Source organism: Stenotrophomonas maltophilia group sp. SKK55 (assembly GCF_057179845.1).
Genome location: NZ_JBXUHP010000018.1, coordinates 713,750 through 732,498, shown reverse-complemented (window position 1 = coordinate 732,498; position 18,749 = coordinate 713,750). Strand labels below are relative to the sequence as shown.

7 protein-coding genes are annotated in these 18,749 nt (G+C 64.2%); 3 read left to right on the top strand and 4 right to left on the bottom strand.

The window, feature by feature from the left end; genetic code table 11:
• Positions 1 to 7 precede the first annotated feature (7 nt).
• The 4 genes from AC2A1N_RS12405 to AC2A1N_RS12390 all read right to left on the bottom strand — a co-directional run bounded on the left by AC2A1N_RS12405 (position 8) and on the right by AC2A1N_RS12390 (position 3,669).
• Complete coding sequence (locus AC2A1N_RS12405) at positions 8 to 763, bottom strand: M15 family metallopeptidase (protein WP_050483500.1); 756 nt, start codon at positions 761 to 763, stop codon at positions 8 to 10.
• A gap of 184 nt (positions 764 to 947) precedes the next feature.
• Positions 948 to 1,919 (bottom strand): hypothetical protein, encoded by a 972-nt coding sequence (locus tag AC2A1N_RS12400; RefSeq protein ID WP_033834493.1) that lies wholly within the window; start codon positions 1,917 to 1,919, stop codon positions 948 to 950.
• Complete coding sequence (locus AC2A1N_RS12395; protein WP_141097974.1) at positions 1,910 to 2,614, bottom strand: YaaW family protein; 705 nt, start codon at positions 2,612 to 2,614, stop codon at positions 1,910 to 1,912. Before AC2A1N_RS12395 ends, AC2A1N_RS12400 begins: the two co-directional genes overlap by 10 nt.
• Before the next feature lie 662 nt (positions 2,615 to 3,276).
• Entirely contained in the window at positions 3,277 to 3,669 is a 393-nt protein-coding gene (locus AC2A1N_RS12390; protein ID WP_061479158.1) for a barstar family protein, read from the bottom strand.
• Positions 3,670 to 4,033: 364 nt separating this feature from the next.
• Between AC2A1N_RS12390 and AC2A1N_RS12385 the strand changes: the two genes are divergently transcribed.
• From AC2A1N_RS12385 to AC2A1N_RS12375, 3 genes are read left to right on the top strand one after another with little or no spacing between them, the layout of a single operon-like run.
• Entirely contained in the window at positions 4,034 to 5,710 is a 1,677-nt protein-coding gene (locus AC2A1N_RS12385; RefSeq protein ID WP_484372387.1) for a ShlB/FhaC/HecB family hemolysin secretion/activation protein, read from the top strand.
• Between the two features lie 21 nt (positions 5,711 to 5,731).
• Positions 5,732 to 18,304: a hemagglutinin repeat-containing protein gene (locus AC2A1N_RS12380; protein ID WP_484372385.1), complete on the top strand. Its 12,573-nt coding sequence runs from the start codon at positions 5,732 to 5,734 to the stop codon at positions 18,302 to 18,304.
• Complete coding sequence (locus AC2A1N_RS12375) at positions 18,301 to 18,663, top strand: hypothetical protein (protein ID WP_134967847.1); 363 nt, start codon at positions 18,301 to 18,303, stop codon at positions 18,661 to 18,663. Before AC2A1N_RS12380 ends, AC2A1N_RS12375 begins: the two co-directional genes overlap by 4 nt.
• Positions 18,664 to 18,749 lie beyond the last annotated feature (86 nt).

Sequence of the window (18,749 nt, the reverse complement as noted above, 5' to 3'; positions counted from 1 at the left end):
AAGGCGATCATCCGATCTTTTTCAATGTGTTAGGAAAGGTCGCAAAACAAACCCGACGCGGGAGCGTCCAGTTCCAGGCCATCCGGTTTTCATTGCCCCACGCCAGACACTCCGTTTCCATGCCAGCAGGACACCAGGCCGGAGCCAGCGCCCGGGCCAGCACTTCAGAAGAGGGTGTCCCGGTCACTGGAGGAAACGCGCCCGGCTTGCGTCCCTGCCGGTAGGCCCACTTGGCCTGGCCGCACTCGGCTTTCAGTTCGACGTGGGGATAGTCTTTCGGGTTGGTCCACCGGCCGCCCCAGTTCAGCCCCACGATCTCCGCCAGCTCGCCAAAGCGTTGATAGCCGGCCATTACATAGGCATCGTCCAGGTTCCAGCTCGGCTCGCCATTGACGAAAACGGCGGCATCCAATGCGAGGCCGAAGTTGTGGCAACTACTGTAGGCACCAACCGTCGTGACATTAGAAGCTGAAGCGAGTAGCGCAGCTTGCCGCTCTGGCGAACGGTAGCCCTCGACCGGGCGGACGTCGTAGCCCTCTGCTGCGAGTTGAGCTTGGACGGCTTCAACCTTTTCCCGCAGCGCTGGGGAAACCCCTTTCCACATCCTTTCACTTTTCGGATGGAAGAACCGGTAAATGGCGCCGTGCGGCTTAGGGGTTTGGTAGATCCAAGGGGTGCTGGGCTTGGGTTTGGGTTGAACGGTCGAACACCCGGCCAAGGCCAGGCAAGCCAGGATGGCGGTGATGGTAAATCGGGACTGCATGCTTTCCTCCCAGAAAGATCGTTGGATGCTTTCAGGGATAGTGGATTGTATGGAAAGCGCAAGGCGAAAAAAATAAAAAGCCCCCGAGTCATCCGGGGGCGGGGGCTTAATGAGGCATGGGGAGGTAAGAAAGCATGCCTCATTTAGTTAATAGCACGCATCAAATAAAAGTCAATCCAGGTGACTACGCCGCAATCACCACGATCTCTCCTGTCGTCGCCGCTTCGTTCACAGCGTCGACATCGAAGTGTTCGAGGGCGAGAAGGTCGGCCTGGTAGGTAAGGGCAGGGATGGCTTGCTGCCCCTGTTGGATGAAAGAAGTCACCTTGCTCAGCTGATCTTCGGTGATGCTGAAAGCGAACTGGCGATCCGAGGTCAAGGCCTGCACGCGGCTCCCGTTGAGTTCCTCCAGATCCTGCGCAAGGTTCCGAAGGGTTTCTTGCCCGCGCTCGCGGGCTCCCACCTTGGTCTGGATATGGGAGAGGAACAGGCCAAGGTTCACTAGGCGGTCTTGGAGAACCTGGATATCAATCAAGCGAGCTTCGTTGTTGCTTGCTGCCTTAACTGCGTGGCGCTGCAACACCAGCTTGGTGAACTGGTATTGCTCGTGGAAATCTTGGATCTTGTGCTTGAGGAGCTCCGTGTCGCCTTCCTCAAAGTGCTGTTGGCAAGCCAGGACCAGGCCGCGGAACCTCGCCTCATCCATCAGCAAGCTACGCTCGTGGGCCTCGCTCACCAGCTGAAGTGTCTGGGCTATGCCAGCGGACTGGGACTCGATTTGGCCACTGATCTTGTTGAGCTTTCTACAAACAATGACGAAGCCTGCGGTTGTGACCGCCAGATTCAAGCCAGCCATGGCGAGGTTTGCCATCTGCAGGGCCTGAAGTGAGCCCATGCTCTGTTGGAGGACATCAATGCCGCCCTGAAGGTTGCCCATGCTTTGTTGCATGGCGGCCTGCAGCTGGGAAATGCTCTGCTGGGCCTGCTGCGGGTCGCTCGGGAATACAAGGTGCGCGGCGATCTGGCCCCCCTTGCCAGTTCCCGCGGCGTATCGCACCACGCCACCAAAAACGTTCAGCTCCTTAGAGGCGATACGCGCAAGGATATCTTGGAGCTTGGGCAGACCACGCGCCAGCTCCGCATTGGTCACAGACATGCTTTCAGCCTCTCGGAATAGTGTTGGAAATCGGCGTCAATGCGCTTGCGACGAATTTTGGCGATCTGGAGAACAGCTGGCACTGTAATGCGGAATGCTGGGCCTGTCGCTTCGTAGAGCGAGTATCCCGCGGCCCCAACAGCGACAGGGCCTGCGACAAGCGATGCCGCACGAGCGCCCAAAGCGGATGCAAAGCCTGCTACTCCACCAGCGGAGGCCAAGCCTGTTGCCCTCCCTGCGTTCTGGACTAGCTGTTGCACCACCTTGTCGATGACCGAGTTCGGCGTGGTCTCGCGAGCGCCCTCTGGAGTTACATCGTCGGGCGAGTATTTCCCGATGGCTCCCGCAAGGGCCAACTCTTCGAGAGCATAGACGTCGGCGCCCTCTGGGATCTTGCTACCCAGCTTTTTAGCAACGTCTTTAACTAGCTCCGAGTATTCAACCCCGTAGGACCGGTAGGTGTTCATCAGGGTGTTGCCGCCGAAGTCGCAGATCTCCTTTTCCAGGACATCAGCAATCGACTGAAGGGCCCCGTCGGCCTTTCTCTTAACGATGAGCGCCTTGATGCCAGAGTTGAGCGCGAGCCGCCCCTTGCCGTTGTCGGTGATCAAGTCAGCCAGAACGTCCAGATCTTCACTGCAGGCTTGAGAAAGAAGCTCGGCCAATGGCCGGTTCCGTGGAACGCTGAAATCCATGTTATCCCCTGTATGTTGCCTAACCCGTCTCTCTCTTAGCGTCAGGGCTCTATCTAGAATCGGCCCATCGGATCGGATTCTAACCAAAGCCACCGTAGTCTCGGTCATTGGAGTCGCACCGAAAGAGATCGGAAGTTCGGTCACTGGGAAAAGCGCGTGCATCGCTTCTCGGCCATGAAGAGCGAGGGGCGGGCGATGTTGAAAGTCAAGGCGGTTCAGGGGCCCAACCGCGGCGGCGCCGCTGTCATGATGTCGATCAGCCCATGCGGCTCCTCAGTGTTGAAAGGGTTCAGTCCCCCCAGCGCGTCTAGCGACCGCCATTTGATGTCCTTAGGAGGTCGGGGGATGACTCCAGGATGAAGGCTATAAGCCGGGCCACGGTTCAAGGGCTATGTAGTGGTGGTGTAGCGATGGTGGCCCTCAATGGATAAGTTCTCGGAAAAGGCTCACAAAAACATATAGATGGAATACATACGCCCCTGATGCTTCATCAGCGGGGTATGTTCGGCGGACTTGTCTTTGGACATGGGACTCGTGGATCAGGGCGTCCGGCCGCGCCGGAGGGCAGCGGCAGCGGAGCGGGTACAGGGCCGTCCATGGTAACTGCTGGGGCCGGTGGGCGCCGCTGCGGTTGGTGGGCATTGCCCGTGCGGGGCACACAGTCAGGCCGGAACCAGGGTGATCTGCCGGTGGCTTGCGAAGATCTCCATTACGATCTCGAAGTAGGTCTGGCCCTGGCCTCGTTGCAGGGCGTCCAGCTGGAGCGCAATGGTCCGCGTATTGAACGTGCCCGGGGCTTCCAGCTTGGACTGCAGCCACTGACATGTGGTAGTTCGTCCCAGTGCGGCGCGGCTGTGCTCGATATCACCCCAGATCACCGTGGCCCGGTCGTGGCCGGCCAACACCCCATAGCCGCCATGCAGCAGGTCATCCAGGGCGTCCAGGCTTGGCCCGAGCTGCCAGTTCCCGCCGGCCATGAACACGCGATTGATCTCCGCGTACAGGCTGGGGATGTCATTGATGGCGGCGCCTTCAATCTGTAGGACGATGGTCATGCGGCGACTGTAGCGTCAGCAGGCGGAAGCTGGCGTGCTGTAGGACCAGGGTTCGCGCCATGGCCCGAACGCGCAGCGTCCTGGGCATTTGCGGTGTGTTGCCCCGCAGTCGACTGAATTTGCAATCTTTCCTATAGAAGTTCCTGAGGCGGCCGATACCCTTTGCGCCTTTCTGCGCTTCGCGTAGCGGCGTGCTGTCGCCTGTGCGTCGGCAGACCCGAATCAAGCCGGCACGTCGATGCCTTGTCCTTTTCCGGACAGAGCGCCTGACGGCCTGCATCAATATCAGGAAAACACTGTGCGGTCAGGGAAGAAGCAGGCACGACAGGCGTGCCGTGGTGGTGGGTGGGTGGTGTTGCTTGGCATGACCTTCGGTGTTGCCGCCCAGCAGGCCGGTGATCCAGCCGCGCAGGAACTGCTGAGGCAACAGGAACGCGAACGCGTGCTGCGCGAGCAGCAGGAACAACGCCCCGACGTCCGCCTGGAGCGGAACGCGCAGAAGGAGGGCGACCGACTGCCGGCGCAGGAGCACCCCTGCGTGCGCATCGATCGCATCGTGTTGGAAGGCGAGGACAGCCAGCGCTTCGGCTGGGCACTGGCGGCTGCCGACCCGGTCGACGATCCGGCCACAGGCCGTTGCCTGGGGACCGAAGGCATCAACGTGGTGATGAAGCGCGTGCAGAACGCGATCATCGCCCGCGGCTATGTCACCACGCGGGTGCTGTCGGCACCGCAGGACCTCAACCAGGGCACGCTGACGTTGTCGGTGGTGCCAGGCCGGTTCCGCGAGGCCGTGTTCTCCGACCCGCAGGGACGGCATCCGGCCCTTGCCAATGCACTGCCGATCCGCAGCGGCGGCCTGCTCAACCTGCGCGACATCGAGCAGGGGCTGGAGAACCTGCAGCGCGTGCCCACCGTGAGCGCCGACATCAAGATCGCGCCGGCCGACGGCGAGGGCGCCGCGCCGGGCCAGAGCGACCTGCAGATCGACTGGACGCAGCGTTCACCGGTACGCGCCAGCGTCACCCTGGACGATGCCGGCAGCCGTGGCACCGGCAAGCTGCAGGCCAATGCCACGCTGTCATTGGACAATCCGCTGGGCCTGAACGAGCTGTTCTACATCAGCGCCGGCCGTGGCGTGTTCAATGGCCGCGGCAAGGACACCGACAGCTGGACCGCGCACTACGACGTGCCCTACGGGTATTGGCTGTTCGGTGCCACCGCCAGCGCTTACGACTACAGCCAGAACGTGGTTGGTGCCTTTGAAAGCTATGACTACAGCGGCCGCAGCCAAAACGCCGAAGCGCGGGTAGACCGGCTGTTGCTGCGCAATGCCAAGGTCAAGTTCAGCGCCTACGCGCGCGGCTGGCAGCGAGAGTCGAAGAACTACATCGACGATACCGAGATCGAAGTACAGCGTCGCCGCACCGCGGGCTGGGAACTGGGCCTGACCCACAAGCAGTTCATCGGCAACGCCACGCTCGATGCCAGCGTGGTCTACCGGCGTGGCACGGGGGCCTTCCACGCCTTGCGCTCGCCAGAAGAGATGGCGCAGCAGTGGGATCCGACGCTGCCGCTGGAAGGGACCTCGCGGATGAAGCTGATCACCGCCGACGCGCAGTTCAGCGTGCCGTTCCAGCTGGGCAGGCAGCGCCTTCGCTACACCGCCGCATGGCGGGCGCAGTGGAACCGCACGCCGCTCTCGCCACAGGACCGCTTCGCCATCGGCGGCCGCTATACCGTGCGCGGTTTCGATGGTGAAAGCTCGCTCAGCGGTGAGCGCGGCTGGTCGCTGCGCAACGATCTTTCGCTGGGCATCGGCGGTGGCCAGGAGTTCTACGTCGCCGCCGACTACGGCCGCATCGGCGGCCCATCCGCGCAGTGGCAGTCCGGCCGTGACCTGGCGGGCATGGCGCTGGGCCTGCGCGGCGGCTGGCAGCAGCTTTCCTGGGATGGCTTCGTCGGTTCGGCACTGCACAAGCCCGCCCATTTCCCCACCGACTACACCACATTCGGCTTCAGCCTGGCCTGGCGCTACTGATCTGCCACAAGGACACGTGACATGAACACTATCTATCGTCTGGTTTTCAACCGCGCGCTGCGCGTCTGGCAGGTGGCGTCGGAGCTGGTGAAGGGGGGCGGTGGCCTGGTCGGCCATGTGCCGGGCCGGCAGAGCGCCGCGCTGTCGCTCCTGGGCTTCGCACTGATGTGCTCACTGGGCTGGGTCAGCTTGGTACCCCCTGCGCTGGCGCAGTCCGATGCGCGCATCATTTCCGACCCCAATGCGCCGGGCCGTGAACGGCCGACGATGGTGACGGCCCCCAATGGCGTGCCGATGGTGAACATCACCACGCCGTCGGCGGCGGGTGTGTCGCGCAACCGCTATTCGCAGTTCGACGTGGGCCGCGATGGCGTCATCCTGAACAACGCCCGCGGCCAGGTGCAGACGCAGCTGGGCGGCTGGGTACAGGGCAACCCGTGGCTCGCCACCGGCAGTGCACGGGTGATCCTCAATGAAGTGAATGGTCCGGCCAGCCGGCTCAACGGCTATGTGGAAGTGGCCGGGCAGCGCGCCGAAGTGATCATTGCCAACCCGGCCGGGATCCAGGTCAACGGCGGTGGGTTCCTCAATGCCAGCCGGGTGACCCTGACCACCGGCACGCCGATGTTCACGGGTGCAGGCGCACTTGAGGGATATCGCGTCACAGGGGGCGCGATCCAGATCGATGGTCAGGGCCTGGACACCAGCCGTGCCGACTACACCGACCTGATCACCCGTTCGTTGCAGGTCAACGCCGGCATCTGGGCCAACCAGCTGCAGGCGACGCTGGGCAACAACGTGGTCAGTGCCGACCACAGCCAGGCCAGCGCGACCGCGGCCAGCGGCGAGGCACCGGCCTTCGCGCTGGACGTTGGCGCGCTGGGCGGCATGTTCGCCAACAAGATCTGGCTGGTCGGCAACGAGCACGGCGTGGGCGTGCGCAATGCCGGCAGCATTGGCGCACAGGCCGGCGAGCTGGTGGTGACGGTGGATGGCCGGCTGGAAAACACCGGCGCCCTGCAGTCGCGGCAGAACGTGCGCGTGCAGGCCAGTGGCGATCTTGCCAATGGCGGCACCATCGCGGCCACGCGCGAAGTTGCGATCACCGCCGGTGGCACGCTGGACAACAGCGGCGGCACGCTCAATGCACAGCGCCTGCAGGTGGAGGCGCACGGGTTGCGCAACCATGGCGGCGCCATTGAACAGACCGGCGCGCAAGCGCTGGCGCTCAAGGCCGACGCAGCCAGCAACCGTAGCAATGGCCTGTTGGGTGCACTGGATGCCGTAGCGTCAGGTGGTAACGGGAGCAGCGTTGGCAGCGGCACGTCGCCCGGCAATGGCGGTGGAACACCCGGAACCGGCACGCCGGGAACGCCGGGAACCGGAGGCGGCAATGGCGGCTCGGCGGGCACGCCGACGTCGCCGGAGCTGCCCCTGGCCGAGGGCCTGATCGCCATCGCCGGTACGCTGGACAACGACGGCGGCAGCATCAGCAACGGCGGCACGGTGTCACTGGCCGCACGCAACGGTCTCGACAACAGCGGCGGTCGCCTGGGCGTGAGCGCGCTGCAGGCCGGGGGGGAGCTGCGCAATGACGGCGGCATGCTGCAGGTGCATGGCGATGCCGCGTTGCAGGTGGGCCTGTTGTCGAACCAGAAGGGTGCGCTGAGCGTGGCCGGCGACCTGTGGCTGGATGCGCAGTCGCTCGACAACCGCGGGGGTGAACTGCGCCACGCCGGCAAAGCGGCATCGTCGTGGACGGTGCAGGGCCTGTTCAACAACGACGGTGGTCTGCTGGCCACCAACGCCGCGCAGTTGGCGCTGCAAGCAGGCCAGGTCGGCAATGCCGGTGGCCGTATCGAACATGCCGGTGGCGATGGTCTCGCGTTGGTTACGGGCGACTGGGCCGGCAGCGGTGGGCGACTCAGTACCCTGGGCCGCCTGCAATGGTCGGCCGGCAACGCCGATCTGCGCAACGGTTCGCTCAGTGCGGCCGGGTTCGAGATCCTGGCCGCGACGCTGGACAACCGGGGCGGCAGCCTGCTGTCGCTGGGTAGCGGGGCCAGTTCGGTGAAGGCCACGACGCTGGACAACAGTGCCCGCGGCACGTTGGCCGGCAACGGCGATCTGGCACTGGTCGCGACCACGCTGGACAACAGCAACGGCCTGGTTCAGCAGGCTGGCACCGGCACCCTGAGCGTGCAGGCCGATACGTTGCGTGGCAGCGAAGGGCGCCTGCTCAGCAACGGCGCGCTGGTGCTGTCCGGCGGCGAGCTGGACGTGAGTGGCGGTACGACATCGGCGCAGAGTGTGCAGATCCACGCCGGGGCACTGCGCAACCGCCAGGGCCAGATCGTTTCGCAGGGTGTCTCGGCGCTGGCGCTGGACGTGCGCGATGCGCTCGACAACCAGGGCGGCAAGATCGTCGGCAACGGAGGCCTGCGCATCGACGCCGGTCGCATCGACAACCAGAAGGGCACGCTGCAGTCGGCCGGTACGCAGGGCGTGGCGCTGACGGTGCGCGACACGCTGGATAACAGCGGCGGCGGCATCTCCGGCAATGGCCAGGTGCAGCTGCAGGTTGGCAGCCTGGTCAACCAGGGCGGCAAGGTGCTGGCCGCAGGCAGTGGTGCGCTGCAGGTGCTGGCCCGCGAGCTGCTGGACAACAGCAACGGTGGCCGATTGGCCGGTACCGGTGATGTGCAGCTGCAGGCAGCGCGCCTGGACAACCGCGGCGGCGCGATCGAACACGCCGGCAGCGGCATCTTGCAGATCCACGCCGACAGCCTGCAGGGCGCGGCGGGCCGCATCCTCAGCCAGTCGTCGCTGATGCTTGAGGGCGGCCAACTGCAGCTGGGGGCCGGCAGCATTACCCAGGCCGAGCGCATCGCCATCGATGCGCAGCACCTGGACAATGCCGGCGGCAACCTCAGCGCGACCGGCAGCGACGCGCTGCGGCTGCACGTGGCGCAGCGCGTGGACAACAGTGGCGGTACGATCGCCGGCAACGGCGCGCTGGATGTACAGGCCGGTGAACTGATCAACCGCAAGGGCACGCTCAGCGGTGCCGGAACGGCTGACAGCACGCTGCAGATCGTCGCTGCGCTGGACAACCACGAAGGCACGATCGCCAGCAATGCCAATCGCCTGACGGTCACTTCCGCACGGCTGGACAACAGTGGCGGCAGCATCCGCCAGGCCGGCAACCAGGGCCTGGACATCACTACCGGCCGCCTGGACGGCAGCAAGGGCACGCTGGTCTCCTCGGCCACGCTGACCCTGCGTGCTGGCGACGTGGATCATCGTGACGCGACGCTGGGCGCCGATCGCCTCGACCTTGAGGCCACTACGCTCGACAACGCCGGTGGCCGCATCATCGCCAGCGGCGAAGGCGCCAGTCGCATCAAGGCCACGACGCTGGGCAATGCCGGTGGCACGCTGGCCAGCAATGGCGACCTGGCCCTGCTGGCACAGGCGCTGGACAACCGTGCAGGCAGGATCCAGCACGCGGGGAGCGGCCAGCTGCAGGTCTCGGCGAAGACCCTGCTGGGCAACGGCGGCAGCGTGCTCAGCAATGGCAGCTTCGCGCTGGACGGCGCCAACCTCGATCTGACCGCGGCAACCACCTCGGCGCGCCGCGTCGACATCACCGCCGATACCCTGACCACCGCCGGTGGCACGCTCACCGCAACCGGTGAAGACGCGCTGCGCCTGCGCGTACAGGGTGTGCTGGACAATCGCGGTGGATCGCTGGCCAGCAATGGCGCGCTGGCTGTCACCGCGCAGCAGCTGATCAATGCACAGGGCACGCTGCAGGGTGCAGGCGCGGGTCACTCCACGCTGGCGATCGGCCAGGCGCTGGACAACCAGAAGGGCCGCATCCTGCTCGGCGGTGCCGGCACGGTCACCGCGGCCAGCCTTGGTAACCAGGGCGGCACAGTGCATGCGGGCGGCAGCGCGCTGGTGCTGGGCGTTGACGGTCGCCTCGACAATGGCGATCAGGGCCTGCTGTCCAGCACCGGCACGTTGACCCTGGGCGCCGGCAGTCTCGACAACCGCCACGGCACCCTGGTCGCTGGCAAGGACCTGAGCGCGACCACGGCGGCAGGCGTAGACAACAGCGACGGCGCGATGCAGGCCGGCGAACGGCTGCAGTTGCAGGGCAACGGTCTGCTCAACCAGCGCGGCACGCTGCTGAGCGGCCAGCTGGACATCGATACCCGCGGCCAGCGGCTGGACAACCGCGCCGGCACGCTGGGCACGCAGAAGGGCGCGCTGAGCGTTCGCAGTGGCGCGATGGACAACCAGGGCGGCCGCGTGCAGTCGGCGGCCGACCTGGCCATCAACACGACCGGGCAGGACATCGACAACCGCGCCACCGCCGGCAGCGGTGGATTGCTGGCGGCAGGGAAGCTGCAGCTGGATGGTGGCGTGCTGGACAACCGTGGCGGCGCAGTCAATGCACAAGGCGATGCGCGCTTGCTGCTGGCCCGCGTCGACAACAGTGCCGGTGGAACACTTGCCAGCGCCGCGAATCTGTCGCTGCAGGCGGCGAGCCTGGCCAATGCCAGTGGTCGCGTGCAGGCCGGGCGCAACCTCGACCTGACCCTGGACGGGCACCTGGACAACGCCGCCGGCGCGATCGCGGCCGGCCAGCTGCTGACCCTCACGGCCGCCAGCGTGGACAACCGCAACACCCGTGGCGGCGACGGCACGCGTGGCCTGCAGGCGGGCCAGCTGCAGTTCGGTGCACAGTGGCTGGACAACAGCCAGGGCCAGATCGTCACCGATGGCGGTGCGCGGCTGCAGATCAACGGCCAGCTGCAGAACACCGGCGGCGTGATCAGCACCGGCGGCAACCTGGACAGCCAGGCGGACAACGTCGCCAACAGCGGCGGCCTGCTGCGCGCCGATGGCAGCCAGACCCTGGTCGCACGTGCGCTCAGCGAAGACGGCCAGGTGCATGCGCAGCGGGACCTCGGCCTCACCCTGCAGCAGGGCATGCGCCATCGTGGCGAATGGATCGCCAACGGTACGCTGTCGCTGAACCTGTCCGGCGACCTCGACAACCAGGGTGTGGTGCGCGGTGGCAACCTCGACCTCAACGCCCAGAACATCACCAATGCCGCGTCAGGCGAGATCTCCAGCCAGGGCACGACCCACCTCAATGCCCGTGGCCAGCTGACCAACCGGGGCCTGATCGATGGCGCGCTGACCCACCTGGAGGCCAGCGAAATCGACAATCTTGGCACCGGGCGCATCTACGGTGATCGCGTGGCGATCTCCACCGGCGTGCTGAAGAACCGCGCCGAAGAGGCCGGTGGTGCCACCCGCGTCGGCACCGTGGCCGCACGCGAGCGGCTGGACCTGGGCGTGCGCGAGCTGCAGAACACCGGCAAGGGCCTGATCTACAGCGGCGGTGATGCGGCCATCGGCGGCACGCTGAGTGCCGATCGCATCGCCAGCGGCATTGCCGGGCGGATCGACAACATCAGCTCGGTCATCGATGTGACCGGCAACCTGTCCATTGATGCGCAGGTGGTCAACAACATCCGCGAGAACGTGGCGATCGCCCCGACCCAGGTCAAGACCATCGACACTACCGTCAACATGATGGTGGCGGCGTGGCAGAAGAACTCGAAGAACACCGCAGGCACGGTCAGCGATACCAGCAATTACAAGGCCTGGGAGTTCTACTACATCGCGCCGGAAGACGTGCTGCAGGACGAGCCCTACATTGCGCCGGACGGCACCCGCCTGGGCAAGGCGGTGGTTCGCTTGACCGCGAGCACCTCGCGCTTCTTCTTCGGCTCTGGTGGATTGGGCTATGACGTGCGCGGTGAGCGCTGGCGCATGGATCCGGTCAACGGCACCGTCACGATCTACTACGTGAGCAAGGGCACTGCCGCCAATCCGGACCAGGTGCCGGGCGGCGATCCGTTCGACGTGCTCAAGTCGAAGGAGAAGTTCACCTACCAGAACGATCGCCTGACGTTCTCCAGCGCCTACGGCACCTGCAGCACTACCTGCATCCAGTTCATCACCCCGGCGTCGTTGAGCAATCCCGATGCGACCATCGTCGGTCGCCGCCAGCACACGCAGGAACACGGCCTCAATGAAGAAAAGCGCGTTGCCCACCACGTGGCCCATGAGGACCAGCTGCAGCCCGGTGCCGGTGCCGATGCGGTGATCCGTTCCGGCGGCAACATGCGCCTGTCGGTGGACGAGCTGAACAACCGCTACGCGCAGATTGCTGCGGGCGGCAATCTGCAGATCGTCGGTCACGGCGCCGACAGCCGTGTCAGTAACGTCGGTCTCGAATTGTTCCGCACGCATACCTTCAACAACACCTCCATCGCCTACGACGGCACCCGAACGCAATGGACCGCCGAGCCCATCTCCGAAAAGATCGGCCAGCTGGGGGGCCAGATTACCGCCAACGGCACGTTGAGCATCGACGTCGGTGACCTGAGCAACCTCAACCAGGGGCGAAACGCGCCGAACGTGCAGAACGGTTCGGCCATGGCCAACCTCAACGTGCAGGGGCCCGAGGCGCTGCCGGATGGGCCGGGCCATGGCGGTGCGCAGGGGCCGGGCCAGTCCACCGGCACCGGTGCCGAACGCGCGCTGGCACAGGCGGCCGATGGTGCCAGTACCCAGCAAGGGAGCAGCTTCGGCGGCGTGAGTGGTAACACCGGCACGTCCGGGCCGCGCGTGGTCGCGGCCAGTGGCGGATCGCCGGACCGCATCGCAATGGGGGCGCCGGATACGCGCGCACCCAGCGCCAGCCTGTTCAACGTCAATCCCAACGGCGGCCAGTACCTGGTCGAGACCGATCCGCGCTTCACCGACCACAAGACCTGGCTGAGCTCGGACCACCTGCTGGGCCAGATGGGCTACTCGCCCGATACCGTGCAGAAGCGGCTGGGTGACGGCTACTACGAGCAGAAGCTGGTGCGTGAGCAGATCGGCCAGTTGACCGGTCGCCGCTTCCTCGACGGCTACGCCAGCGACGAGGCGCAGTACCGCGCGCTGCTGGAGGCCGGTGCCACGGTCGCCAGCGAATGGGGCCTTCGCCCCGGCGTGGCGCTGACCGAAGCGCAGATGGCACAGCTGACCAGCGACATCGTCTGGCTGGTCGAGCAGACCGTCACCCTGGCCGATGGCAGCACCACCACCGCGCTGGTGCCGCAGGTCTACCTGCGCCTGCGCCCGGGCGACCTGGACGGCAACGGTGCACTGCTGGCCGGCGCCAATGTCGATATCAAACTGGGCAATGGCCTGGTCAACACCGGCAACATCGCCGGGCGCAAGCTGGTGACCATCGATGCCGGCAACATCGAGCATCTGGGCGGCAGCATTTCCGGCCAGTACGTTGGGCTGTCGTCGGACAAGGACATCCGTGTTGTGGGTGCCGCCGTGACGGCCACCGATGCGCTGTCGGTCAAGGCTGCGGGCAATGTCACGGTGGCCTCCACGGTGGAGACACAGCAGGGCGGTGGCACCTACCAGTACGAGACCAACCGCATCGATCGGGTTGCCGGCCTGTATGTGACCAACCCCAGTGGCGACGGCATGCTGTCGGTGGTGGCCGGTGGTGACATCAGCCTGCAGGCCGCACAGATCCGCAACGCCGGCGCCGACGGCCTGACCCAGCTGGCCGCAGGCGGCACTCTGGATGTTGGCGCGATTGCGTTGGAGGAGCGCCGCGACGCCACCTTCGATGAACGCAACCACCAGCGCAGCAGCAGGACGACACACGCTGCCACATCGGTGCAGGGCGCTGGCGATGTGGTGCTGGCCGCAGGCAAGGACATCAACCTGGCCGCCGCGCAGATCAAGGCGGCGGGCGGTCTGGCATTGCAGGCCGGTGGGGACATCAACAGCCAGGCGCTGGTGGACAGCGAGAGCCGGGATTTTGCGAACGCGGGCAAGCGCAGCTCGCTGCAGATCAGCCAGAGTGATGAGATCGTGCGGGGCAGTACATTGCAGGCCGGGGAAGATTTGCTGCTGAACGCGGGCCGGGATGTGAACCTGACAGCCGCGTTGGTCGACAGCAATGACGGCGCGGTAAGCGTGGCTGCGGGCCGCGACGTCAACCTGCTCTCGGCCAACGAGACGCACGACTACAGCCTGGACAGCTACGACAAGAAAAAGAAGACGCTCTCCAGTACCACCACCACGCGCAGCGTCGACGCCAGCGACAGCTATGCCATCGGCACGGCGATCCAGGGCGAGCGTATCAACATCACGGCTGGACGCGATCTGACTGCGGTAGGTGCGGTGGTCGATGCCACCGGCAACGTGATTCTGGGGGCTGGCAACAATGTGCTGATCACCGCCGCCGAGGACCATCACAGCAATGAGTCCAACGAAAGCAAAAAGAAATCCGGTGTCACCGGAGGCTTCGGCAACGGCGTGGCATCGGTGGGCTATAGCAGCGCGAAGAACAGCAGCACCCACGCCGAGCAGTCCACCACCCAGGTGGGATCGGCGATCGCCTCGCGCGACGGCAATGTGCTGATCAATGCTGGCAACACACTGACGATCGAGGCCTCGGACGTCGCCGCAGGCGAGAACCTGACACTGGTGGGCAAGGACATTGCGCTGCTGGCGCGACAGGACACCACGGACAGCCAATCCAGCCAGGCCAGCAAGTCCAGCGGCTTCTCGGTGGGCGTGACCTACGACCCGACCAAGGCCTACCGCAGCGCCCGCGATTCGACCACCGACGGCATGGCCGACAGTGGCTCGGCGATGGGGCGGATCACCCGCACCGCTGAAGGCGCAGCCTCCGGCCTGCGCGCGGCCACCACGTCGACCGTGGTGACTGCCGGCAGCCAGCGCACCAACAGCGAACAGAGCCATTCGACCAGTGATGCCCGCGTCAGCCAGTTGGCTGCTGGCGGCGATCTCACGTTGATTGCCAACGGCGGCTCGATCCTCAGCCAGGGCACACAGATGTCTGCCGAGGGCAACGCTGTGCTGCTGGCCACCCAGGACATCGTGTTCGACGTGGCCCACAACACCGAGCGCAGCGACAGCAGCAGCCGCGGCAAGGGCTGGGGCTTTGCCAACAACACCAGCGGCCTGCCGTTCGGTACCAACAACGCGCAGAGCCAGGGCAGCGGCAGCAGTGACACCATCACCGGCACGCAGTTGTCGGTCGGCGGCGGCGTGCGCATGGCCACCACCGAGGGCAACATCCGCCTGACCGCAGCCAACATCGCCGCCGAGAAGGACGTCAGCATTCGTGCGGCCGGCGATCTGCTGGTGCGCAGCGGGCAGGATACGGTCAGCAACGCCAATACGTCCGACAGCAAGGCGATCGGCACGGTACAGATATCGGATACAGAGAAGTTCTCCGGCTGGCACCGCGAGCAGCACCAGGACGATAGCGCGCAGGTGTCACAGGTGGCCAGCAGCATCGGCAGCCTGGGCGGTAGCGTGAGCCTGACCGCCGGTGGCAAGTACACGCAGACGGCCAGCAACGTGGTGGCCGCCAAGGACGTGAACATCACCGCCGCCGAGATCGAGCTGCTGACCGCCGACGAAAGCGGCCACTACGCGCAGAGCGACAAGGACCTGAAGATCGGCGTGTTCGCGCGGGTTAAGTCGCCGTTGATCGACCTGATCAACAACGTGGACGCGGCCCGTCAGTCCGATGATCGCCTGCAGAAGATGCAGGGCATGGCGGCGGGCGCCAACGCGTACCAGGCAGCCAGTGCGATCTCAGCGCTGTCCGGCCGTGGCGGCAGTGGCGAACTGTTCCGTGCTGAAGCGGGCATCGGCTTCAAGACCGCCAACAGCAGTGCCGATGGCAGCAGCATGGTGTCGCGTGGCTCCACCATCCAGGGCGGCGGCAACGTCAACCTGACCAGCACCCAGGGCGACATCCACGTGGTGCAGGGCAATCTAAGTGCAGGCAACACCCTCAGCCTGGATTCGGCCGGCGACATCCTGCTGGAAGCAGGCAAGGCGCATGTGGCTGACCGCAGCAAGAGCAGCAATGCCGGCGCCGAAGTCGGCGTGGGCGTCTCTGTTGGGGCGCAGACCGGCGTGTACGTGTACGCCGAAGCCAGTGTTGGCAGCAGCAAGGCCAATGCCGAGAGCAGCACCTGGCAGAACACCACGCTGACCGGCAAGAACATCTCGATGAAGGCCGAGGGCGATACCACGCTGCGTGGCGCCACGGCGACCGCTGATCGCATCGACGTCAAGACCGGCGGCACGCTGACGATCGAGTCGCTGCAGGACATCGCCGAGAGCATGTCCAGGAACAGCCAGGTGGGTGGCCGCGTGCAGGTGTCGTTCGGCACCGCGTGGAATGCAGACGGTTACGCCAGTGCAGGCAAGGCCAGCGGCAGCTACCAGGGTGTTGGCCAGCAGAGCGGCCTGTTTGCCGGCAATGGCGGCTACCACGTCGACGCCGGCCACGTGAATCTGGTGGGCGGGGCGATTGCCAGCACCCATGCGGGCAACAGTGAACTGACTGCGGGCTCGCTGACGTTCACCGACCTGCAGAACCACATGGACTACGCAGCCAGCTCCGGCAGCATCAGTGGTGGTGCGGGCGGGCAGATGAATGGCTGGGCGCCCAAGCCGGGAACGGCCGCACCGCGAGGTGGTCCGAGCCTGCCGATGATGGAAAAGGGCAGCGACAGCAGCTCCACCCTTGCCACCTTGACCGAGGGCAACATCACCATCGGTGGCAAGCAGACGTCGGCGGCGGAGCTGGGCATCAACATCGATGCCAGTGGAGCGCATCGTGCGCTGGAGGCATTGCCGGATGCGAGCAAGCTGCTGGCAGACCAGCAGGCGATGGCGGCTGCGGCGGGGACAGTGATGGCCACCAGCCAGCAGATTGCCTGGGATATTGGCAGTGCGGATGCGAAAAAGATCACGGACAAGTATCGGGAGCCGATGAGTCCCGAAGAGAGACGGGCGTTCGACGCGCTTCTTCCCGATGAGCAGTTCAAGCGCCTTGTCGCGTTCGATGCATCCTACCCCGATGCGCTGGTGACCCAGCAGAAGTGGGCCCCTGATGGCGTCTATGGTCGCGCGCTCGGCGCAGTGACCAGCGCGTTGGTCGGTGGTGTTGAAGGACAGGGACTGGGTCAGCTGGGTTCCAATGCGCTGGCGCCGTATGCGGCTGAACTGATCGGCAAGACGTTTGACCCGAACAAGCAGAGTGCTGTGCCTAGCGAGGCCATGCAGATGCTGTCGCACGCGCTGCTGGGCGCGCTGTTGGCTGAGGCCAATGGTGGCAAGGCGGGGAGTGGGGCGTTGGCGGCCGGTGGTGGTGAGTTGGCGGCGAAGTTGCTGACGGACACCTTGTTCGGCGGCAACCCCGCGAATCTCAGCCCGCAGCAAAGGGAGGCAGTTCTGGCGCTTTCACAAGCGGTGGGAGCGCTGGCGGGTGGGCTGTCGGGGCAGGATCTGGCTGGGATCGCATTGAATGCGGGGATTGCCAAGAATTCGGTTGAGAACAACTGGCTTAGTAGGCAGGAAGGGCGTCAGTACGACGAAGCGAAAGTAGGTTGCAAGAATGGGGACGAGGCGAGTTGCAGTGTTCAACGAAAGCTGGAGAATCTTTCCCATGAGCGCGATGTCGATCACGCCGGATTTGTAAATGCGGCAAGAGAGGCCTTGGTCGCACAGGGGTATGCAATCACTCCCGCTGCGATGGCGGCGATTGAAAATCGCTATTGGCAGAGGCATGGGGAAGATATCCAGTCCGTAGTCTTTACGCAACCTGGGATGAGACCCACTCAGCTGGGTGCCTTGCATCTGTTTGCAGATGCTGCACTGGATAATTCCGCATTAATGGATCGCTTCATCCCGGGGAGCGGAACCAGTCCTCGAATTCTCGCGAATACGTTGATTGGGCTTGGGCAAACCGTGGGTGCATGGACAGGGATAAATCCCGTGACCGGCCTCGAGGTGGTCGGTGTCGACGCATTCGATGCCCGATTTATGACCGTGGTCGACATCGCGACTGCTGCATATGCTGGCGGTAGTACTGTTGCGCGAGCAGCAGGAAAAAGTGCGTTGCGAGACGTTGTTGAGACTTCTGGTCAGAACGCTGGGCGTAACACGGCTAAGGATTTAGCGTCTGAAGGGATGTTGCCGGTAAATATGCTGCCAGACAACATCAATGGTACGGGTCTTATTTCCGGCGGGGTAATAAGTCGTGATCCGGTTGCTCATTCTAACAATCTAATGAATGATATAATATCAAAGTTTGCGGATCCTGCATTGAGGCCAAAGGATTTTACAATAACGATTGATGGGAAATTCATGCGCGCCGATCCCGTAAATAGTATTAATGCGCCAATATTTCAAGGGGCGTCTGATAATCTTGTAAAGAGCTATTTCATGCAATTGGGTGGTGTTGATTCATTGCCCCTCCCTAAGTCGGTTATGATCAGGGGTTCGAGTGCTGAGGTCTATACTCTCACCAGAAAGGATGGTGTGAGTATAAATTTAAGAAATGGTTCTAGTTCGAGCAATGTTACTGGTGCGAAGTGGACTATAGATATAATGTCGCCGAATGGGATCAGGGCAAAAAGAGTGGAGATTAAGTTCAAGTGATCAATAACTGGTTGGGTGATCTTGATGCAAGGGAATTTATTGGTAGGGTGGAGCTTCTTGATGTTGATGTGATCTGGTGGAATAGTTTTGACTATCTTCCGGGTCTTTCGTTTGAAGAAAGGAAGCAGTTCTTCCGGTGGGGGTTGGGTGCTGTTTTGAGGGAGGGGAGGGCCAGGCTCGAAGATGTGAATGGTTTTTGGGGTGGTACCGTTAATGAGCAGATTGAGCGTTTCATGGCGGCGTGGCCGCCTGAGTTGGACTGGGATCCGGACATGTTCTGGGTTGCCAAGCCTGGATATGGATGGGTTCCTAGCGGTTTTGTCTGGAAGCTGGAAGATGGTAGTTATTTCAGTCCGTAGATCTAAGTGCTGCTGGGGGCGGAGACGTCGGACGAAGGAGGATGAATCCGAAACATGGACAAGGGTCTTGACCCATTCGGTCGCTG

Excerpts from the sequence above, each read along its gene's own strand:
- AC2A1N_RS12405 (WP_050483500.1), bottom strand. The coding sequence starts at position 763 with ATGCAGTCCCGATTTACCATCACCGCCATCCTGGCTTGCCTGGCCTTG.
- AC2A1N_RS12400 (WP_033834493.1), bottom strand. The coding sequence starts at position 1,919 with ATGTCTGTGACCAATGCGGAGCTGGCGCGTGGTCTGCCCAAGCTCCAA.
- AC2A1N_RS12395 (WP_141097974.1), bottom strand. The coding sequence starts at position 2,614 with ATGGATTTCAGCGTTCCACGGAACCGGCCATTGGCCGAGCTTCTTTCT.
- AC2A1N_RS12390 (WP_061479158.1), bottom strand. The coding sequence starts at position 3,669 with ATGACCATCGTCCTACAGATTGAAGGCGCCGCCATCAATGACATCCCC.
- AC2A1N_RS12385 (WP_484372387.1), top strand. The coding sequence starts at position 4,034 with ATGACCTTCGGTGTTGCCGCCCAGCAGGCCGGTGATCCAGCCGCGCAG.
- AC2A1N_RS12380 (WP_484372385.1), top strand. The coding sequence starts at position 5,732 with ATGAACACTATCTATCGTCTGGTTTTCAACCGCGCGCTGCGCGTCTGG.